Source organism: Campylobacter concisus (genome assembly GCA_002092835.1).
GTDB classification, from domain to species: Bacteria; Campylobacterota; Campylobacteria; order Campylobacterales; family Campylobacteraceae; genus Campylobacter_A; species Campylobacter_A concisus_K.
In genome coordinates this window covers 19,371-39,936 of the sequence record LVWL01000001.1, presented here as the reverse complement: position 1 = coordinate 39,936, position 20,566 = coordinate 19,371, and the positions used below count along the sequence as shown (strand labels likewise).

The 20,566-nt window shown below is 39.5% G+C and carries 15 protein-coding genes and 4 pseudogenes; 12 read left to right on the top strand and 7 right to left on the bottom strand.

Features of this window, described 5'->3' with window-relative positions; translation table 11 throughout:
- Positions 1-13 precede the first annotated feature (13 nt).
- The 5 genes and pseudogenes from A3835_00190 (at position 14) to A3835_00170 (ending at position 3,559) form a co-directional block, all read left to right on the top strand.
- Complete coding sequence (locus A3835_00190) at positions 14-436, top strand: hypothetical protein (protein ORI10780.1); 423 nt, start codon at positions 14-16, stop codon at positions 434-436.
- Positions 436-1,823, top strand: a pseudogene (locus A3835_00185) (sodium:solute symporter). Before A3835_00190 ends, A3835_00185 begins: the two are co-directional and overlap by 1 nt.
- On the top strand, positions 1,820-2,734 hold the full coding sequence (locus tag A3835_00180) for a hypothetical protein (protein ID ORI10779.1): 915 nt from the start codon (positions 1,820-1,822) through the stop codon (positions 2,732-2,734). The pseudogene A3835_00185 and the gene A3835_00180 overlap by 4 nt, the downstream one beginning before the upstream one ends.
- Before the next feature lie 118 nt (positions 2,735-2,852).
- Positions 2,853-3,356, top strand: coding sequence for a hypothetical protein (locus A3835_00175; GenBank protein ORI10778.1), 504 nt, complete (start codon positions 2,853-2,855; stop codon positions 3,354-3,356).
- On the top strand, positions 3,353-3,559 hold the full coding sequence (locus tag A3835_00170; GenBank protein ID ORI10777.1) for a hypothetical protein: 207 nt from the start codon (positions 3,353-3,355) through the stop codon (positions 3,557-3,559). The genes A3835_00175 and A3835_00170 overlap by 4 nt, the downstream gene beginning before the upstream one ends.
- A 60-nt stretch (positions 3,560-3,619) precedes the next feature.
- On the opposite strand, the pseudogene A3835_00165 reads toward A3835_00170, so the two are convergent.
- Both A3835_00165 and A3835_00160 read right to left on the bottom strand, forming a co-directional pair.
- Positions 3,620-4,574 (bottom strand): annotated as a pseudogene (locus A3835_00165) (two-component sensor histidine kinase).
- A pseudogene (locus tag A3835_00160) lies at positions 4,567-4,890 on the bottom strand (DNA-binding response regulator). The pseudogenes A3835_00165 and A3835_00160 overlap by 8 nt, the downstream one beginning before the upstream one ends.
- Before the next feature lie 471 nt (positions 4,891-5,361).
- On the opposite strand from A3835_00160, the pseudogene A3835_00155 reads away from it, so the two are divergent.
- Together A3835_00155 and A3835_00150 are read left to right on the top strand one after the other, a co-directional pair.
- Positions 5,362-7,861: pseudogene (locus A3835_00155) on the top strand (trimethylamine N-oxide reductase I catalytic subunit).
- A gap of 3 nt (positions 7,862-7,864) precedes the next feature.
- Positions 7,865-8,422, top strand: a complete 558-nt coding sequence (locus A3835_00150; GenBank protein ID ORI10776.1) for a hypothetical protein — start codon at positions 7,865-7,867, stop codon at positions 8,420-8,422.
- A 132-nt stretch (positions 8,423-8,554) separates the two neighbouring features.
- Here the strand turns inward: A3835_00150 and A3835_00145 are convergent, their stop codons facing one another.
- Genes A3835_00145 through A3835_00135 form a run of 3 tightly spaced genes read right to left on the bottom strand, consistent with a single transcriptional unit; the run spans position 8,555 to position 11,093 of the window.
- Complete coding sequence (locus tag A3835_00145; protein ID ORI10775.1) at positions 8,555-9,250, bottom strand: hypothetical protein; 696 nt, start codon at positions 9,248-9,250, stop codon at positions 8,555-8,557.
- The gene (locus A3835_00140; protein ID ORI10774.1) at positions 9,247-10,389 is read right to left on the bottom strand and encodes a hypothetical protein; all 1,143 of its coding nucleotides are present in this window, start codon (positions 10,387-10,389) and stop codon (positions 9,247-9,249) included. Before A3835_00140 ends, A3835_00145 begins: the two co-directional genes overlap by 4 nt.
- Positions 10,311-11,093 (bottom strand): hypothetical protein, encoded by a 783-nt coding sequence (locus A3835_00135; protein ORI10773.1) that lies wholly within the window; start codon positions 11,091-11,093, stop codon positions 10,311-10,313. Before A3835_00135 ends, A3835_00140 begins: the two co-directional genes overlap by 79 nt.
- A gap of 500 nt (positions 11,094-11,593) precedes the next feature.
- Between A3835_00135 and A3835_00130 the strand changes: the two genes are divergently transcribed.
- The 3 genes from A3835_00130 (at position 11,594) to A3835_00120 (ending at position 14,046) form a co-directional block, all read left to right on the top strand.
- Positions 11,594-11,836, top strand: a complete 243-nt coding sequence (locus tag A3835_00130; protein ID ORI10772.1) for a hypothetical protein — start codon at positions 11,594-11,596, stop codon at positions 11,834-11,836.
- Positions 11,837-11,954: 118 nt separating this feature from the next.
- A complete protein-coding gene (locus A3835_00125) occupies positions 11,955-12,281 on the top strand; it encodes a hypothetical protein (GenBank protein ID ORI10771.1) in 327 nt (108 codons plus the stop codon).
- Positions 12,282-12,630: 349 nt separating this feature from the next.
- Positions 12,631-14,046, top strand: a complete 1,416-nt coding sequence (locus A3835_00120) for a hypothetical protein (GenBank protein ID ORI10770.1) — start codon at positions 12,631-12,633, stop codon at positions 14,044-14,046.
- A gap of 891 nt (positions 14,047-14,937) precedes the next feature.
- Here A3835_00120 and A3835_00115 read toward each other — a convergent pair.
- Positions 14,938-16,686: a hypothetical protein gene (locus A3835_00115; GenBank protein ID ORI10769.1), complete on the bottom strand. Its 1,749-nt coding sequence runs from the start codon at positions 16,684-16,686 to the stop codon at positions 14,938-14,940.
- A gap of 1,904 nt (positions 16,687-18,590) precedes the next feature.
- A complete protein-coding gene (locus tag A3835_00110; protein ORI10768.1) occupies positions 18,591-18,908 on the bottom strand; it encodes a hypothetical protein in 318 nt (105 codons plus the stop codon).
- Positions 18,909-18,965: 57 nt separating this feature from the next.
- Here A3835_00110 and A3835_00105 point away from each other — a divergent pair, with 57 nt between their 5' ends.
- The gene (locus A3835_00105; GenBank protein ID ORI10767.1) at positions 18,966-19,178 is read left to right on the top strand and encodes a cytochrome C oxidase subunit II; all 213 of its coding nucleotides are present in this window, start codon (positions 18,966-18,968) and stop codon (positions 19,176-19,178) included.
- A 615-nt stretch (positions 19,179-19,793) separates the two neighbouring features.
- The gene (locus A3835_00100) at positions 19,794-20,342 is read left to right on the top strand and encodes a potassium transporter KefF (protein ID ORI10766.1); all 549 of its coding nucleotides are present in this window, start codon (positions 19,794-19,796) and stop codon (positions 20,340-20,342) included.
- Positions 20,343-20,566: the final 224 nt, after the last annotated feature.

Below are 20,566 nucleotides of genomic sequence, written 5' to 3'. Positions count from 1 at the left end.
TAAAGGATAAAAAATGATGAGTAATGAAGAGATAGCGCAAAAATTTGCCGAGCAAAACTGCGCGCAGATGATTTTAGCGCGCTACGGGCGGTATCTAGGAGCAGACGAAGCGCAGCTTATGAAGCTTAGTTTTGGGCTCTTAGGTGGCATGCAGGAGGGCTCGGTATGCGGCGCATATCTAGCGGCGGTGCTAGTTTTAGGGCTTGCTTACGGCGATGATAAAGAAAAATACAATGCAAATTTGGCGCGCTTTAAAGAGATATATTTTAAAACGCAAAAATCTAGCATCTGCAAAGAGGTCTTGGGGCATGATCTAAGCAAGCCGGATGAACTTGAAGCGATAATGCAAAAAGGGCTCTTTGCGAAAATTTGCCCCTGCGCTATAAGCGATAGCATGAGGGCTTTGGATCAAATTTTAGAGTTTAAGGAGAGTTAATGCAAGAGTATCAGTCGCTCTTTTTTTGGGGCTTTTTGATCGTTTACGGCGTGATAATGTACGCTTTTTCACCAAAGGCGCGCAGTATCGGATCGTTTTTTAAAGGCGAAGGCGAAGGCGGCGTAAAGGTGTCGCCATTTTTGCTAACAACTAGCATTTTTATCAGCTGGATATTTGCAAAATCAGTCACAAACGCCGCAAATTTAGGCGCTAGCTACGGTATCGTCGGAGGCGTAGCGTACGCAACATACTGGCTTTGTATACCAATAGCCGGCATCGTCATCTACCGCTTAAGGCGCAAATTTAAAGCGACCGGACTCGTGCAGTTTTTAACTAGCAACTACGGCGCGGCGGCTAGCATCGCATTTTGCGTGGCGATCTTGGTTAGGCTTTTTAACGAAGTTGGAGCAACACCGCAGTCGTGGGCGGCTACTACGGAGATAGCGGCAGCATGCCTTTTATCATCGCAGCCTCGCTTTTTACGCTTTTTACGCTAGTTTATTCGGTTCGCGGCGGACTTAGGGGCTCTATCGTGACAGACGTCATTCAGGCTTTAGTTTTCATCATCGCCACGCTTTGGGTTATCGTGACTATCTTGCCAAAGCACGGCGTGGGCGAGCTAGTTAGCACTGGCAGCTGGAGCTTAGGCGGCGGCGTGGATCTGCTTTTAGTCGCTGTTTTGCAGCTAGTTAGCTACCCTTTTCACGACCCTGTTTTAACCGATCGAGGCTTCATCTGCGAAGAAAAAACGATGCTAAAAAGCTTTGTGATCTCTGGCATTTTAGGCTTTGTAGCCATCGTCATTTTTAGCTTTATCGGCATTTACGGCTCGCTTGAGGGCATAGCCGCAAAGGGCAACATCCCAGCCGAGCTAGCTAAAACCATGGGGATTGGCTCAACTATCCTGATGACAGCCGTCATGATAGCGGCTGCTGGATCGACGCTGGACTCGACCTTTGCAAGCCTTTCAAAGCTAGTTGGCTACGATATCCCAGCGATGCTAAACAAAGACGTCGCTAAAATTTCCATAAAAATCGGCATCATCTCGATGATACTTTTTGCCATTTTTGGAAATTTACCAATGATCGTGGGCACCGATATCTTAAAGGCTACGACGATTAGTGGCACGATGGTGATCGGCCTAGCGCCGGTATTTTTGTTGCATGGATTTGTGAGCCCAACAAAGCTCGGCTTTCATCTTAGCTTTTGGCTGGGGATATTTTTGGGTGTCGCATTTGCATTTGACGCGAAAATTTTCCCTGAGTTTTTAGCGATCGGCAGCGGCAAATACGCAATGCTCTTGGGCATAAATTTATATGGACTCATCGCTTGCACGCTTGCCTATGCGCTGCCTGGGCTACTTTGCGGCTGCAAAGATAAAGGATGAGCTCTTGCCCGCTTAGCTACGCGCTCAATTTCCCTCCGGGGCCAAAATTTCAAAGCCGCTGCCTATATGTCGTAGGCGGACTTTACGGCAACGTCTTTGCGCTCAATGAAATTTTAGCTATGGCGGACGCCGAGGGTGCGGATGTCGTTTTTAACGGCGACATCCACTGGTTTGACGCGGAGACAAAGAGTTTTTGCCAGATAGAGCGTGAGATAGAAAAACGCGCTCTAACGGCGATAAATGGCAATGTAGAGTTCGAACTAGCAAGCGGACAAAACGGATGCGGCTGCTTCTATCCCTCATGCACCGACGCTGGCACCATAAATCGCTCAAATTTGATCCATGCACGCCTAAGCCGCCTTATAAAAGAGGGGTGCGAGCAGTTTATAGAAATTTTTAAAAAGCGTGCCAAATGCGAGCTAGTAAGCGTCGGCGGCGCAAATATCGCTATCACGCACGGAGATGAGAAATTTCTAGCTGGCTGGGGCTGCTCTAGTGAAAATTTGGCTCAAAAAGATAGACAAGATGAGCTAAATTTGTGGTTTAAAGAGCGTAAATTTGACGTGCTAGCCTGCACGCACACATGCGCCCCTGCCGCCATAGCGCTAGAAAATGGCGTAGTGATAAATAACGGCGCGGCTGGCATGCCAAATTTCGCCGGCAAGCTTTATGGGCTCATAACTCGCATCGCGCTTAAGCCTAGCAAAGAGGCGATATACCGCGCTAAACACGGCGAAATTTATATCGAGGCACTTCCTGTGCGATACGATGCGGTGAAGTTTTTAGGCTGGTTTGATCAAATTTGGCAGGCTCAAAGCCCAGCTGTGATCTCGTATAGAGACCGCATAGCAAATGGTAGCGAGGGCGAGATAAAAGAGGCGATGCTTGGCGGATTTTGGCAAATTTACTAATATGAAATTAATAAATTTTCATATACAATCCTGCCTAAAAGTCGGCGGTCGCCGATAGACCTTTGCAAAATTTAGGCAAAATAAATAGTGAAATTTTATCAAAACAAAAGGAGACGAAATGTTCGTCAAAAGTAAAATAGCTAAAGGTATAGTCGTGCTTTTTGCACTTGGTTTTCTCACAGCTTGCAGCGATACAAAAGCGCCAGCGGACGCTAAATTTAAGGGCGCTGACCTAGCTGCGATACAAGCTGATAACAAGAAAAAAGAGGACTACCTTGTTATCGACGTTAGAAAGGTAGACGAGTATAACGCTGGCCACCTAAAACACGCTATAAACATCCCTCTTGAAGAGATCGAGGCTAGACTAGATGAGATAAGCGCCTACAAAGACAAAAACGTCGTGCTTTACTGCAATAGCGGCAACCGCAGCGGCAAGGCGCTAGACATACTAAAATCAAAAGGCTTTAAAAAGCTTAGCAACGCTGAAGGCGTGAAAGAATTTAGCTACGATCTAGTTAAATTCGGCAGCATAAACGCAGAGGAATTTAAAAAGATCGCAAACGATCCAAACGTCCTAATCATCGACGTTAGAGAAAAAAAGACTATGATGCTGGACATATGAAAGGCGCTATTAACATCCCAGACGGCGAGCCTGTTGATAACTACAAAGACGTGCTTGAAGCAAACAAAGACAAAACTATCGTCACACACTGCTATAGCGGCAACCGCAGCGCTAAACTAGCTCAAACGCTAAGCGACAAAGGCTACAAAGTCTTAAATCTACTCGACGGCACAAAAGAACACAGCTACGAGCTAGTAAAATAACATTTATATGAGCTTTTGGGGCAACCTGAAAGCTCAAAAGCTTCATAATAACTATCTTTTTTATACAAAACAGATCAAAAAATTATTTTTGCCATCTTCGTGTTTGTATTTTAGGGTATGGTCATGCTTTTTGAAAATTTGATTTGCTATATAAAGCCCAAGTCCAAGTCCAGAATTTGAAGTTTCTACTCTTCTGTTAAACGCCCTATCAAACTCAAGTCTTTCTGGCTCAAGCTCGTCTCCTACGCTGCTTATGCACAGAGCACCTTTATCTATGGTGACGATAACCTTGTCACTAGAGTATTTTAAGGCGTTATCGATCAAATTTTTAACTCCAGTCGCATAAAGCTCAAAATCAACCTCAACAGCGCTTATATCGCCATCTGTTCGCACATCTATGCGGCTCGTGTCTTTTAGTAAAAGCATATCTACCGAGTGATCGACGATGTCTATGACTCGGTGCTTGTTCTTTTTAAGCTCCCACTCATTAGACACTAGTTTTTCGACCTTGACCACTTCGCCTAGTATCATCTCAAGTCTTATAAAAATTTGTTTTAACCTGTCTCCCGCCTTATCATCTTGTAAAATTTCAGCGATCATATCCGCCATGATCCGCCCTTTCATTATCGGGTTGCGAAATTCGTGCAAGATATTGCGCAAAAAGAGCGCCCTAGCCTGTTTTATGACGTCTATCTTTTGCATAGTCGTATTAAATTCGCCAGCGATTTGGCCTATTTCGTCGTTTGCCTCTACTTTTATCAGCCTAAATTTATCCTCCTCGCCTGCTCTCAATAGGATCAAGCTCACTGTTTTTAAGACCTATTTGCGATAGCTGCTTAGCTGCGTTACCTTCTACTTGTCCTCGTATACACATACCTAGCATAAAGCGTTCATAAGTATGATACTCTGCATCTCTTACCTACCTTTTTGACTCAATAAAAAATGCCAAATTTACCGTAATAAGCGCTGTAAAAAAGAAAAATGATATGAGTTTGATGATAGATATATTACGCATTGATAAATTTATACCCTATACCGCGCACAGGGTGGATGAAGTGTGGATTTTTAGGGTCGTCTCCTATCTTTTGGCGCAAGCGTCCTATGGCTACGTCGATGCTTTTTAGCCCGCTTTGAAATTTAGCCTGACCTAAATTTAACAAAATATCCTCTCTTGATACGACTATCCCCTCTTTTTCATAAAGGTAGATAAAGATGTCAAATTCCGCTTTTGTAAGCGCTATGGTTTCTCCATTTTTTAAGATAGTGCGTCTTTGTTTATCGACGCAAAAAGTTTTAGAGTCGTTGCCAGCTTGTATCCCTCGGCGAAGTAGCGTGAGCCAGTTCTGATAGATCCAGAAAATGCTAAACAAAAAGGCATAAAAATGGTGATCTAGTCGTTGTTTCATCAAAACGTGGCAAATTTTATGTGGTGCTGTTGTAACAGATGATGTCAGAAAAGATGTAGTTTGCGTAGCATAGGGTGCGTGGTATGATCCACAAAATCCTGGTGAGATAGGATCTATGTGTGTTCATGGCGATGTAAATGTCCTAACTATTGATAGGGGCACATCAAAGCTTGCACAAGGCAATATATCTCACACAGCTCTTGTAAATATAGAGAAATTTACAGGCAATGCTCCAAGAGTAAAGGTGTTTTCAAAACCTAACGCATAAAACATATAGTGTCCGAGCTCTTCGGGCATTTTTTTACAAGTTTTTTAAAATTATACTTTTATTATGCTTTTTATTTAAAATTACATTTATATTTTAAACTAACTACAAAATTTCACAAAGGAGAAAAGATGCAAAGACGAGATTTTTTAAAAGCTGCAGCAGCTACAGCCGCTAGTGCAAGTAGCTTAAACGCAACAAGTCTCATAAGTGACAACCTAATGAGCGACACGCCTGCAAAGATGAGCGCAAGCCATTTTGGCGCTATCAAAGGGCTGGTTAAAAACGGCAAATTTGAAGGTGTATTAGATGCCAGCGAGATTGACTTTTACCCAGTTAGTCTAACTCAAGGCGTGGTTGCTAGAACCTACGATCAAACTCGTATCGCGCGTCCAAGCGTGCGTAAAGGATACCTAGAAAAAGGCTATCAAAGCGATAAATCAATGCGCGGTAAGGACGAGTGGGTTGAGATAAGCTGGGAGCAGGCTTTTAAACTAGTAGCCGACGAGTTAAAACGCGTCAATAAAGAATATGGCGGTAGCGCAATCTACGGCGGTAGCTACGGATGGTATAGCGTTGGTAGCGTTAACAATCCGCAAACGCTTCTTGGGCGTATGCTAAATATCATTGGCGGCTACACGACTCGCACGCTAAACTACTCGCAGCATGCTATTAGTGCGATCACGCCACACGTTGCAGGCTCTGACGAGGGCAACTCTCTTGTTACTGCGTGGCCTGTGATACTTAAAAAACACCGAAGTTGTCGTCATATGGGGAGCTGACCCGATCAATACAAACCAGATCGCATGGGGAGTGCCAGATCACGAGAGCTACATTTATTTTCGTAAGTTAAAAGAGCAGATGAAAAAGCGTGGCATCAAAGTCATTACAATCGATCCAGTTTATAACAACACTGCAAACTATCTAAATTCAGAGCACATTTTCGTCAACCCAACAACCGACGTTGCCATGATGATGGCGATATGCTACGAGATGATGAACGCTGGCGTGGCTGATGAGAAATTTCTAAAAAAATATACAAGCGGCTCAGAGCAATTTATCGCTTATCTAAAAGGCGAGAGCGAGGATAAAGTTGTAAAAAATGCTGCTTGGGCGGCAAAAATTTGTGGCGTAAGCGAAGCAGAGATTGTAAAATTAGCTAAAATTTTTGGTTCAAAACGAACTATGCTAATGGGTGGTTGGGGACCACAGCGCGCACATCACGGCGAGCAGTTTCACTGGATGATGATAACTCTTGCTGCGTTTATTGGACAGATCGGCTTGCCTGGTGGCGGATATGGCTTTGGTTACCACTACTCTGACGGCGGTTGCCCAAGCCCAGCTGCGCCAAACGGTAGCGCACTTGCGCTTGCAAGCGGCTCGGCTACGACATCTACGGCTTTCCCTGGACTAGGAGCTATCGGCATCGTACCATCAACTGAGGGCGAGTGGAAAGACCGCAGCAATATCGCTATACCGGTTTCAAGGATTCTTGATTGTATAAACAACCCTGGCAAAGAGGTTGATTTTAACTGCAAAAAGATCACCTATCCGACTATAAAAATGGCATACTGGGCTGGCGGCAATCCATTCCATCACGCACCAGATACAAATTTAATGGCAAAAACTTTTGAAAAGCTTGATACGTTTATCGTGCAAGATTGCTTCTGGACGGCTTCGGCTCGCATGGCTGACATAGTTTTGCCGGCTACCACCGAGCAAGAGAGAGATGACATCACAAAATCTCATACAAATAAATTTATTATAGCTATGCATAAGATCGCTGAGCCATACGAGCAAGCTAAAAACGACTACCAAATTTACTGCGGCATTTTAAAAGAATTTGGCGATAAAGAGTACATGGCATTTAGCGAGGGCAAGAGTGAAATGGACTGGATCAAGCAGTTTTATAATGCCTCAAAGAAAAAGGGCGATGATGCAAAACTAGGTATGCCTAGTTTTGATGAGTTTTGGGCGAAAGGTTATGTTGAGTTTAAAGTTCCGCCTCACGCTCACGAATACGTAACTATGGCTGAGTATAGAAAAAATCCTATCATCAACCGCCTAGGAACACCATCTGGCAAGTTTGAAATTTTGTCTAAAAAGATCGCAAAAGCGGCTTATAATGACTGCAAGGCGCACCCAACTTGGATGGAGCCGATGGAGTGGCTAGGAGATGTGGAAAAAACAAAAAAATATCCGTTAAATTTAGTAACTCCGCACCCAAAATATCGCCTTCACAGCCAACTAAACAACACATGGCTTAGAAACCTTGAAGAAGTTCAAGGCAGAGAGCCTGTATGGATGCATCCAGACGATGCAAAAGTTAGAGGTCTTGAAAACGGCGATGTGGTAAGAATTTTCAACGATCGCGGTCAAACTTTAGCAGGACTTATCGTAACTAAAAACGTAAAACAAGGCGTTGTTAGAATGCAAGAGGGCAGCTGGTGGGATCCAGATAAAAACGGACTTTGCAGGCACGGAAACGTAAACGTTTTAATACCAAACGAGCCAACCTCAAGCCTTGCTATGGGAAATCAAGCAACCGCACTCGTGCAAATCGAGAAATTTGAGGGTGAATTGCCAAACCTAGAGGTCTTTTCTCAGCCAAAATTTGCAAAAAAAGGATAAGAAGTGAAAAAAATAGTTATGTTTTTAGGGCTTAGTGCTGCGCTTTTTGCTAACGATGCCTATGTCGGTACGCCAGCTAAAATTTTAGATAAGGTTGGCGGCAAAGAGATCGGTCAGCTTTTCGTGGGCGCAAAAGTCAAGGTATTAAAAGATAGCGGCAATTTCGCCGAAGTCGAGTATAACGGCTTTGTGCCTGGCGAGGGCAATACGGCTTATGCTAGACTAGGTGTCCTAGAGAGTGACATAAGTGTTAAAAACGATAAAAATTTCAAGAAAAATGGCGTCCAAAAAGACGACTATGACAATGAATGGATCAAAGTTAGTGTGAAGGGAGCGGTCGAAAAAAAGGCCTTAAAGCCAAATTTAGACGAGGTTTATAAGCCTGGCGAAGAGTTGTTTAAAGAGCGATGTGGGGCGTGCCATGCACTACACGGATACGATGAGTTTAACGTAAATGTTTGGCCAAGTGTTATAAAAACTATGATCGGCAACGCTGGACTTGATGAGACGGAAACGCAAACTTTGACTAGATTTTTACAAAGTAAAGCTCCGATAGAATAACTTTATTTGTGCTTTATTTCTATAAACTAGAAAATTTCGGCCTTTGATGGACTATATCTCCAGGCTTAGGTCGAAATTTTTCAGCAATTTTTAAATCAAATCACAGAATTGCTTTTAGACTTAAATTTACTATCAAGCTTCATCATTAAGCGAGAGCTTGTAGCCAAGTCCTTGAACGTTTTTGATAAGCTGTGCATAGGTTTTATTGCGCAGCTTGTTTATGTAATTTCGCATCGTTTCAAAAGATGCTACTTTACCACTCCATGTGAAATTTTCTATCATCGTAAACGATACAACTCGCTCTTTATTTGTCACCAGGATATGCAAAAGTCGCTGCTCGGTTCTAGTCAAAGCAATATTTCCACTCTCGCTATAAAGCAATCTATCTTGCATATCATAGCTAAATCCACGACCTAGATTTAAACGTTTACTAGTCTTTACGCCGTTTTTTGTAGCCATTAATATCATGATTAAAAGCTGCTGTTTATCAAATGGTTTTTTAAGCAGATTTGAATTTTGTATGCTTAGCGAGTTTTGTAAATTTTCATCGGTATCATAGGCCGTAATAAAAATAATCGGCACACGCTCATCAAGCTCTCTAACTCGTTTTGCCATCGTTGTTCCGCTCATATGGGTCATATTTATATCAGTGATGATAATATCAATGTCGTTTTTGCTAAAGCTCTCAAGACCGTCTTGCCCGTTTTGCGCCTTGTAAATTTGCCCTACATATGGTTTAAGAAGTCCAGCCAGAACTCCTTGCAGCTGCGTGTCATCCTCAACCAAAAGTACATTTAGGTACGCTAACTCTTTAAAAATTTCGTTCATTTTAATAGCTCTATTTCAAATTTTGTCGGGTTTTTGGCATTTGCAAGTCTTATGTCGCCACGTAGTTTTTTCTCAAAAATTAGCTTGCAAAGATAAAGCCCCATGCCGGTGCCATCATCGCCTTTTGTTGTAAAAAAAGGTTCAAAAATTTTATCTAAAAGCTCGCTATCTACGCCATTTGCATTATCTTCAATAGTGACAATAAATTTTTTCTCATCTTGACGCAGATTTATTTCTACATAAGGGATGAAGTTGTCGGTACTTTTTGCCTTTTTGGCCAGCTCGTCTTTCGCGTTTGTGATAAGGTTCATAAGCACATGTTTTATGTAGTTTGCATAGCCTTTGATCTCATGAGGTCCATCGTCGTATGTAAAGCGTAACTCGATATTTTTTACTTGAAGCTGTGGTCGGCAAATGTATAAAACATCATCAAGCACGTCGATTAAGTCAAATTCTTTCTCGCAAAAATCCTCTTTGTAAAAATCCCTAAAAACATCGATAGTCTCATTCATAAGCTCAACGTTCATACGTATATTTTCAATGTTTTTTAGTGCCATTTTATCGCCATTCTTGCCGCTTAATAGCTCATGAGTATCGCTTGCAAGAAGCAAAAGCGTATTCAGGGGCTGCTTGTATTGATGCGAGATCACGCTTATCATCTCGCCAAGTGCTGCCATTTTGGAATTTTGCAGTAAAATTTGTTCCTGTTTTTGCTTGTTTTGCTCCAAGTTTACCTCATGCGTAATATCATGCGACATGATAAAAACGCCCTCAAACAAGCCTTGTTTATCGAGCAGCGGCAAAAACTCGGTTTTGTAAAACAACTTACCTTTTTTTGAGGTCAGACTGAAACTCTTGTTGGGACTACCGGCAACTTGCGCAAATATACTCTGTGTAGTTTGATTTGTGCAAAAAATATCAGAGAGATCTTTTAAATTTTTTCCAATATTTGCCTTAAATTTTAAGCCAAAGATTTTCTCGAATTCTTTGTTGATAAAGGCGATATTGCCAGCTTTATCTGCGATGACAAGCCCACCTATTGGGTTTTTGGCAAAAAGATTTAAAAGATGCTTGTTTTTATAAAATTTTCGCTGCGCCACATAAAGAGCAGCAAAGGCGCAAATACCAAAAAATGCCAATGCCAAAAAATACCAAGATCTTTTAATGCTTTTTTGTCGATTTGCCTGTAAATCATACCCTCATCAAGCACACTAACTAACATCCATTTGCTATTTGCGAGCGTATCATATACAAAAATATAGGACTTATTTTTGATAAAAATTTGCTCGTTTCCTTGTTTTTTAACTGAAATTTTTTGCAATACCTCTTTGGTTTGAGCGCCTGAAAAGTCTAAAATTTGCTCTGTTTGATCAAGAATGTTTTTGCCATCCACCATTAAAAACGCTGAGCCATTTGCAAGCGGAAAGAGTGCGGCAAGCTCTTTTTGAAAAATTTCAAAGTCGAGATCGGCCGTCAAAACACCTATAAATTTGTTATCTTTTAAAAGTGGAGTGGAGACAGAGATGACATAGATGCCAAGCTGGCGGTCGATATAAGGCTCGGTAAAACTTGTTGCCATACTGCCTTTTGCTGCGACAAACCAAGGGCGGTCTGAGAAATTATATTGTGGCTCTATATCGTTGCTTGCGACAAATCTGTAGCTATCCGGATAACCGGCATAGACTGCTAAAAAGCTACCCGTTCTAGCAACAATGCTAAGCACGCCCTTTATCGTAGCATAGTCTTTTATGTAGTCTTTTGTCTCTATAAATTTAGCAGTCTCCTCAAGCAGTCGCTTTTGTTGTTCGATGCGCTCGTTTATTATTGCTTTGTATTTTTGCACTGTTTTTATCTGGCTGAAACGGCAGAGTTGTATGTTTGTTGTTTGTTCTCATCATAGTTTGTAAAAACTAGATAAAAATATCCCACAGCAACGGCAACCAATAAAATATAAAAATAATTTCTCTTGAATTTCATTTTGTAATTATAGAATTTTAAAGGTAAAAGTGCACAGTGGCGACCAAAATTTGTTAAATTTAGCCTAAACCATACCACATAATATTACTGAGATACTTATTTTGAATTTATATTTAAGCAAAACATTAAGACTAGTTAAATCAAATATCAAAATTGCATTAACACCATTTTCCAATCCAAACCAAGATAAACTAGATTTTTAGATATGAATCCAAAGTAATTTCATAGAATCTTTTTATAAAGCAAAATATTTCTTGAAAACCGCACCGCTTTTGCCAAAAACATTTCCTTGTTTGATAAACAATTCAAAAAAACTGTAAAAGATGCGGTTGAAATACCAATAAGTATAGGTTTTACGCTGGCAAGATGGGTGTGGGTGCTAGCTTAGTTGTTATGGGTGACTTTACCGTTGAGCCAAGCACTGCAAACGTGCTAGACACCGACTATAACGAAATTTCTGGACTTTATGCCTGTGGTAATGTTATGGGCGGACGCTTTTTGGGTGATTATCCAGTAGTTTTAGCCGGCACTAGCCACGGAACATGTCTATGCTACGGACGTTTAGCTGGTTATCAAGCTGCGGCAAACGCAAAAGGAGCACAAGCATGAGCAAGGGAAAAAATATACGATAATAGGACTAATAGTAGCAGCTATCGTTGGCTTTATAGCTTTTCATCAGATAGAAGCTGCTAGCCACAAGGCTGAATTTTGTATCTTGTGTCACAACATGCAGCCAGAGTATGACTCTTATACAAAGGGAAATTTACTAGCTAAAAAGCATAAAGATGCAAACGTAACATGCCACGACTGCCACACTCCAACCATAGGCGAGCAGCTAAACGAGGTCAGGATGTATGTGACCGGCGACTTTGAGATGCCGGCGAAACAAAGGGGCTTTAAAAACGAGCAGTGCACTAGCTGTCATAAGATAGCCGACATAAGAAAAAGACCGCGCACTATGGCCTATCTAATCCACACGAAGGCACTCACAATAAAGCCAACGAGATGCTTCAGCGTCAGTCATGCCACGCCGTGCATCATCCGCAAAAGCTAAATACTTGTATGTCTTGCCACCCGATAGACTGGAAGGTAGATAGCAGCTGGAAGATGTATCCTCCTACTAAAAAATAATCTCTCATCCGTCTCATCTGGGGCGGATAATCTTTTTATCTCAAACTCCCTTAAATACACATTTTTAACCTCCATCATTTTAATATTTTTAATTTTTCTTTCTTAAAAAATAAACTTTTTTACAAAATTTGCATTCCTAGCCGAAATTTTTTCCAAAATTGGTGTAATTACTATAAATACTTTTTTAAAAAGGAAGAAAATGAAAAAAATTTCATTTATAGTAACTAGCACCGCTAGCACGAGAGAAAGTTTATGTAGTGAGGTGATTTGCCATGGCTAATGCATATACAATAAACAACCACAACCTAGTTATAAACGTAAGGTCAGATTTTTTAACATATGGTAGAGCTATAGGTAGATTTGCACATGCATGTCGTGAGAAAAATCAAACCAAGCATATAAAGTATCTCAACAAAAATCCAGTCTCTATTAATCGTTATAAGCTCCTAAGCGAGTTTAATGGTAATGGCAATATGAGAGATGCTAATAGCAAAGATGATGAACTACATAATATATCTTTTGTAAAGAATTTACTTAAAGGTTACCAAGAAAGCTTTAAAGAGGACTATACCAAGCAGTTATACTCACAAAAGCGAAATGGCAAAGAAACTCCTATAAAAAAGTCTTGGCGTAAAGATATGAGTAGCTTTTGTGAGATTATCATTACATTTGGTACAGATAGGAAGAAAGAGCCAAAAGAAGGATTAAACAAAGAAGAGTCAAAATTTATAAATGAAAACATACACATGGATAGAGTAATGAGATTTATAAATGCATACTGCGCAAAGTATGGTGTAAAGTGTCTGCTTATAGCTGAACATAATGATGAGAAGACCAAACACTATCACATTATCTTTACAAACTACAACTTTGAGAAGCACGCAAATTTGAGATTTAGCGGTAGGGCACAAACAGCAAAATTTGGTAAAGAGCTACAAGATATGGGAGCAGAGGCATTTGAAGGTCAGATACTTCGTGGTAAGCCAAGTAAAAATAGACATAAGAGCTTAAGCCAAATGCATCAAATAGCAAGTGAATATAAGAGTGAGCAAGAGTTAAAAGAGAAAATTCAAAAGCTTATAGAAGCGGAAGCAAATAAGTATATGCAAAAGAAAGAGCCTTTGTTGGGCGACGAGTACTTTAGGTTAGAGCCAAATGAAAAAAGAGCTTTAATAGTAGGTCTTAGAAATTCTGTTTTTGAACAAATGCAAGAAAGCATAACCATCACATCTGATGAGCAGCTAAAAGAAAAGGTAGAACTTCTTGATGGGCAAGTAACAGAACAAAACAAGATCATAGAGGAAGATAAAAAGAAAAGCATAGAAGTCTTAAAAGAAAAAGAACAGCTAGAAAAAGAGCTAGATGATTTAAAAGAGACCCAAGCTGAGCAAGATAATGAGATAACAATTCTTAGACACAAACTAGAAACATATACCAATCAACAAACAAAGATAGATGAACAAAATGCATTGATAAAGAACAAAGATAGAGAAAATCAATCTCTAGCACGTAAAACCGAAAGTTTGCAAAATGAAAATTCTAAGCTAAAAGACTCCAATAACAAACATATAGGTCTTTTACTAGAAATAGCAAATATCAACCCAGAGCTAGAAGAGATGATAGTAAATGAGATACCAGAGCTAAGGGGTAAAATTACAAAAGATGATGTTGGGATGGAGATGGGGTAGCTAGCATCCTTTAATTTTACAATGCGTAATCTATAAATTTAAGCCACCAAAGTAAGCTAGCCGTATAAATTTTACTTAATAAATTTACACGGGCTTGCTTACAAACTTGCGATATATTCTACGCAACACTCCTATATCTCATATAGACATACTCGTAAATTTTCTCTCTGCACGCCGAGATACTCATATCATCATAGCACTCAGGTAGCTCGCCCCAGAGCGTATCGCAAAAAGATAAGACCAAGCACCGGCATGCAGTATTGATGAGATATGAGGTTTGAGCCTGAGCGCAAAAGATCCGCCGACTCCCAAAGGTCACTTTCTAGCATTTGTAAATTTAGCCATTTATATTTTGCTTGCTATTTTAGCATTTTATGGATAGGGATTATTGTTTTAAAAGTAAGAAATTTTATGAGTGAAATTTTGAGCGTCCTAAAATAATATTTATCTTAAATAAAACTTAGACCTTTTATCAACAAAGGTTATCTTGAATGGATAAAGTTTTGTTTAAGCTGTATCTTTCCAAATAAAAATTTTGCCCGTCTGGCTAAGACCTTACAGCAAGCTCAGCCCGAGCTTGCTAAGTAAGTTTATCAACATATAAAAATGTTGATGCTTAATAGGGGTGAATCTAGATAATTAAAGTGTATGGTAGCATAATTTTACGTAATGTTACATAAGGTAAAACTACGTAAAACATGTATAGTGAAGTACAGTAAGGTAAAACACGTATACTAAAGTAAAACTATGTAAAATAGGTATACGTAATTTACGTATAGTGAAGTCACGTGAAGTATAGTTAAGTGAAGTAAAACAAGTATGCCTATGTAAAACCATGTCAAATAAGTATAGTGAAGTAAAGTTACTTAATAAAATGTATTATGAGATATATTAGTAACTTACCATTTCAACTTTTGCTTTTAACACACTAGCATTTATATTTGTAGCATAGGTTCCAAGTAAAATTTTATACTGTTTCTCATGTCCTACTATTTGAGCTATGATATTTGGCTCTACTTCTTGTTGGACAAGCGTATCTATAAAATAGTGCCTAAACGAGTAAAAAGTCTTTTGCTTATCGTTACTTATTAGCTTTCGTTGTATTTGAGATCTAAAAATTTCAGAAAAGTCTTTATTGCTTACTTTAAAGATGCTTTTGTTTGTACTGGCTCTTTGTTTTACAAACTCCATTAGCCCAAGCTCTATTAGCTTACTATGAACCGGCACGATCCTTATGGAATTTATATTTTTAGTACTCTTGCCATCATCTCTATTTATACTAAAACAAAGTACATTATTATGATAAATGATGTCACGTGTCCTTAATTGAATTATCTCATTTATCCTCATGCCACTATATGCTGCTATCATAGTTATATAATATAGATCATTTGCGTTTATCCGCTTGCTTGGTGACTTGTTTGCATCTTTAAAATTTTGGACTATTTTAAAGATAGTGTTAGCTTCATCTTTGCTATAAGGTAGCACCTTACGCTCCATCGGATTTATCTCTACTTTTACGTTTAGACCATTTACGATGCTCTTACTTATGTAGTCGCTGTTATAGCAATACTTAAAAAACTGAATAACCCTTATCATATACTTTTGTATAGTTACTTGTGATAGCTTAGGATCGTTTTTGCCTATGTGTATGATTTGCTCCAAGCTTTTGTCTTTGTATTTGGCTTTTTGATTTAGATTGGTTGGTATGAGAGATAAAGTATTTCTAAATTTAAGCAGATCATCTCGTGATATGGCTGCAATATCTTTGTTTGGGCTAAAAAATTTAAATAGTATGTTTCCTACTATATTTACCAGATCCATAGTGCTACTTGACCATTTTTGACTAATACTAGTATTTGCTATAAAATTTTCAAATGCTATTTTTAGTGTGATGATCTCTTTGCTCTCCACCTTTCTTTGGCTGGTAGAGCATGGTACTATCTCATATTCTTGTCTTATTTCATCATTTAAAATACCTACACTAAAGCTTTTATCACCTACTTTTATGCGTTTACCTATGATATGACTATCACTAGTTAGTATCTGCTCTACACTTCTCTCATCGTCTTTAATTTTTACTAGCTTAAGAGGAGTGTTGAGTCCATATTTTTGCTTGGCAGTTGTCATTATGGCGTGTGAGAAATTTTTAGTTAAATTTTTCATGCCTTCTTTATTAAGAGGCAGTACATGTGTTTCATTAAGGGTTTCAATATTGTCCTGAAAGCTATCTATATTGTTTGATTCAAAGCTATAATTTTCATCTTGTTTGTTTAAACATTTAAGCTTTTTAGAAACGAGGTTTGTGCTTTTATCAAGCTTTGATATGAGATAGTTTAGTGATAATATATGTTTCTCAAGCAAGGTTTGAGCTATACTGGCTTTATCATCTTGATCTATGGCTTCATCTAAGTTGTTAGATAAAATTTCAGCTTTATTTATCAAAGCCTCATTGCTTTGTTTTAGAAGATTAGGAAAGCTATCATTTTTTAAGGCTTCTTTGAAGTGCTGATTTAGTGCATCTGCAAAGTCAACATCTATCTTTTTATCATAAAGTGAATGCTCTTTTATGCTCTTATCGATCTTTGCTTGCATAAAACTATCAACTAATGAATCTATAATTCCTTGATTTAGCTTCATGTCCACTGCCTTTGTTATGAGATAAATATATCTATCATAAATTCTAGCAGATTTTCTGGCTTTTAATATGGAACAAGTCCCCAAGGAGAAACATAGCTCCCTTGAACAGTTAAAAACTTTTCTTACTTTTGGTTTTAATACGCTTCGGTAGTAATAAATTCCATTGCGGTTTTTTAGATGTACCATGCTTTTGCAGTGGAACAAAAGTGGGACACTCGACTAATGCTTATTGAAAAAAGTTGTTTGTAATGGCGATGCAGCAGGGCTTTGAGTGATATTTAAAAATTTATCTCATAAGCCGGAGGTCGGGAGTTCAAGTCTCCCCCGTGATACCATAGATACCTAAACTTCGATATTCCTACAATATTATATTGCAGTTACCTTTCATAAAATATAGCTTAAAGTTTGTAGCAAAATAAAATTTTATGTAGCAAATTTTTAAGCTCGCAGTAATTTTAACACGCTTTTTGTAAAAATTTTTACAAAAATCAAGTTTATAAATATTAATCATAAAAGTAAATTGGCTTTTATAGTGTTGCAAAAGTTTTTATGCAAATATTTAAACTACAAATTTAAAAAAATATTATTTAAAATAAAAATAAATTTACTTTAATCTAATAAAACAATCGGTTTCAATTCTATTATATGTTCTTAGAACTATAATATCATTTATTAAAGTGTTAAGAATAAAAGACTCCAATATATAATAAATTAGGCTCATTATAATTTAATACAAACATAAGAAAAGGAGTATTAAGTTATGATGAAAGCTATAAAAAATAAGTATATAATTCGTTCCCGAATTTCATAGAAGAAATTTAGAGAGATTTTATGGTATTTATCATCTGATATAGAAGCTGTAAGATAGCCGAATTTACTAATATCCCAGAAAAACAATCAACAAAATAACTAAAAATATCAGAATTTTTATGTCTAAAGAGTATAAAAAGATATCTAAGTTTTCAGGTGAAATTTCCAGCTCGTAAGCTCGTCTAGAAGCTTCGCTTTGAGATTGACAAAAGCTACTTTTACTTCCTGAAAGCAGTCGGTATTTGGGATGTTAAAGCATGACAGTATGGTATATGCCCAAATAGTTAAAAACCGCTCTGCTAGTGAGCTAATCCCATACTACCTAAATTTAGCGAGCTTAATAGCTCTACTATCTATTCTGGTTGTTGGAAAGCTTATGACGGACTTGTAGATTATGGAGCTAAAAGCTCATTATAGAGTGAAGCATTCTAAGAATGAATTTGTAAACGAGAAGAATCATATAAATGGTATAGAAAACTTCTGGGAATATGCTAAACATGATTATCTAAATTTAAAGGCTTCAAGAAATAGAATCTCTTATTGTATTTAAAAGAGTACGATTTTAGATATAATACTAAAGCTACATAAGAAAATTTATATCAAAATCTTTTAAAATTGGTAAGAGAGAATCTACTTGAGTTTAATTGAGCCAAATTAAATACAAAATTTGATGGATCGGGCATACTTAAATTTGAATCCGAATTTAAATCGGCTATGGCTAAATTTAGTGCAAAAATTGGTATAAATTTGATGCATAGCGAAACGAGCAATCGATGTTTTTTGACGCCGGTCGGCGATCTTATTTTTTGTTTCAGTAGTCGTCTTTTCAAAATTTAACTTAATGTGATCGCGAAATTAAAACCGAATTAGTGCTAAAAATTCGAGCGATGAATTTATGAGAGAGTTGTCTGAACGAATTTGCTGCTAAATTTACTACCGTAATACTACTATAAAGAAGCAAGGTTTGAACGAAAATCTCAAAGCAGATGAACTTCTACAAGCAGACGACGTTAAATTTGGTAGACTAGATTTAAAATTTAGCGTCAAATTTTAGTCAGCTTAAATGACGTAAAATTTGACAAGTTAGGAGCATATTATTCGCCCTCTGGCTTTAGCAAGCTGGCGCCTATGCCTAAACCCAAAATTCCAAGTATTATCCAAAGGCTGGTTTGAGCCGATATCTCGACGCCGTGATGAAAGATATGCGCCGTAGCGTTTAGTCCGAGCTTAAACGCGATGAAAAACAGCAATGCGACGACGGCTTTTTCAAGATAGACGAGGTGCGCTTTTAGGGCTTCCAGTACGAAATAAAGCGTCCTAAGTCCTAAAATAGCAAAAATCATAGCCGAGTAGATTATGAGCGGTTCACGGCTGACGGCTATCACAGCAGGCACGCTGTCAAAGGCGAACATAACGTCGCTAAGCTCGGTCGCGGTCGTGTTAAACGCACTGCGGGCTAGGAGCGAGCGATGAGCGGGGCGGTCGTGGCGATGATGATCGGGGTTTCTACGCTGCTGGGCGCGTGCGGGCTGGCGGCGCTGCTGTGGGGGCTCAAAACTAGGCAGTTTGACGACGAGCGAAAGTTTTTGGACGGGGCGAAATTTGACGACGAAGACGCGCTAAACGACGCCTATGAGCTGGAGCTACGCCGCAAAGAAAAAGGCTATAAACCGCCGGAGTGATGCGAATTTACGCACTTTTAACTCGTCTTTTGCTGCTAAAATTCGGTTATTTTGGGTTGTAAAATTTGCCGCGAAATTTGATTTTGAGCGTAGACGGCATTTGCGTTTTAAATTTGACGGCGAGGATTTCGGAGCCGAATTTGGACCGTAAATTTAATCCGTTGCGGTTAAATTCGTCGTTAAATTTCGACTAGCTACGGCATGATGACGGGCAAAAATTTGAGCATTGGATTTTGGCGTTTTGGACGGTAAATTTAGCGTACAAAATAGCAAAAGCGCGCAAGGCGTAAGCTTGCGGCGTAAAAAATCGGCTGCCCTTTGCTAGCAAGCCGGTCGTCAGTAAATTTAGCCTCTTATCGGCCAAATTTACTCAGTCTAGCGATGCTACTCAATCACATCAAGATCTGGCTTGACGCACCGGCCGGGTATGCCACCTGTTTGGAGTTTAGACGGCTAGGAGCCGTTAAATTTAATCGCTGTAATCACCGAGCGGGTATGGCTTGGTACTCTAATTTTTTGCTTTCTTGTTTGCAAAAGTTCGCTCTCGCAAGCCTCTTTAATCTATTTTTAGCTTTTTAACGATATGATTCCGCAAAATTTAACAAAGGAAACAACATGAAAACGCTCGTGATCTTATCGCACCCCAATCTCGCCGCATCGCACGTAAACAAAGCCTTATCGCAGGTAGCAAAGGCCGCCGCGGACGTTGAAGTGCGCCATTTGGAGGGGCTTTACGGCCTAGATATCGCGCGCATAGACGCCCGCGCAGAGCAAGACGCGCTAGCGGGTGCCGAGCGCATCGTATTTTTGTACCCGATGTACTGGCTAAACGTTCCGCCTATGCTAAAAGCCTATATCGACATCGTCTTTTCTCACGAGCTGGTGGGATCTGGCGCACTTAAGGGCAAGGTCTTGCAGCTTGCGCTAAGCGTTAGCACCCCGCTTGGCGAATACTCTAAGCAGGGCGCAATCGGCTTTAGCTTGGATGAAATTTTAACGCCGCTTAAGATCGCGGCAAACTACTGCGGGATGGACTTTGCCGCGCCGTTTATCAGCAGCGGATTTGAGCCAGGCGAGTTTGGCGATGATGCCGTAGATGCCGCAGCCGCGCGCTTTGGAAAACTTTTACGAGGAGAGCTAAGTCCTAGCGAATATCAAATTTAGCCTCGTCTTTTGCGACCGCGAGTTAAAATTTCGCGACGGAGAATTTGGCTGCGAAATCCGCTTTTGCCGAGCCGACCGCTAAAAAGCTCGAATTTAGCTCGGTTTTGCATTAATACGGGCGTTTTTATACCGCCGCTTACGGGCGTGCGATTTTGTAAACCCGCGCTACGGCGTGTATCTTAAATTTCTTTAAAGGCGCGCCCTAAATTTAACCTTAAGCCTGA

What these genes read in the sequence shown, in the direction of transcription:
- A3835_00190 (ORI10780.1), top strand. Translation starts at nt 14, where the DNA reads ATGATGAGTAATGAAGAGATAGCGCAAAAATTTGCCGAGCAAAACTGC.
- A3835_00180 (ORI10779.1), top strand. Translation starts at nt 1,820, where the DNA reads ATGAGCTCTTGCCCGCTTAGCTACGCGCTCAATTTCCCTCCGGGGCCA.
- A3835_00175 (ORI10778.1), top strand. Translation starts at nt 2,853, where the DNA reads ATGTTCGTCAAAAGTAAAATAGCTAAAGGTATAGTCGTGCTTTTTGCA.
- A3835_00170 (ORI10777.1), top strand. Translation starts at nt 3,353, where the DNA reads ATGAAAGGCGCTATTAACATCCCAGACGGCGAGCCTGTTGATAACTAC.
- A3835_00145 (ORI10775.1), bottom strand. Translation starts at nt 9,250, where the DNA reads ATGAACGAAATTTTTAAAGAGTTAGCGTACCTAAATGTACTTTTGGTT.
- A3835_00130 (ORI10772.1), top strand. Translation starts at nt 11,594, where the DNA reads ATGGGTGTGGGTGCTAGCTTAGTTGTTATGGGTGACTTTACCGTTGAG.
- A3835_00125 (ORI10771.1), top strand. Translation starts at nt 11,955, where the DNA reads ATGCAGCCAGAGTATGACTCTTATACAAAGGGAAATTTACTAGCTAAA.
- A3835_00120 (ORI10770.1), top strand. Translation starts at nt 12,631, where the DNA reads ATGGCTAATGCATATACAATAAACAACCACAACCTAGTTATAAACGTA.
- A3835_00115 (ORI10769.1), bottom strand. Translation starts at nt 16,686, where the DNA reads ATGAAGCTAAATCAAGGAATTATAGATTCATTAGTTGATAGTTTTATG.
- A3835_00110 (ORI10768.1), bottom strand. Translation starts at nt 18,908, where the DNA reads ATGTTCGCCTTTGACAGCGTGCCTGCTGTGATAGCCGTCAGCCGTGAA.
- A3835_00105 (ORI10767.1), top strand. Translation starts at nt 18,966, where the DNA reads ATGAGCGGGGCGGTCGTGGCGATGATGATCGGGGTTTCTACGCTGCTG.
- A3835_00100 (ORI10766.1), top strand. Translation starts at nt 19,794, where the DNA reads ATGAAAACGCTCGTGATCTTATCGCACCCCAATCTCGCCGCATCGCAC.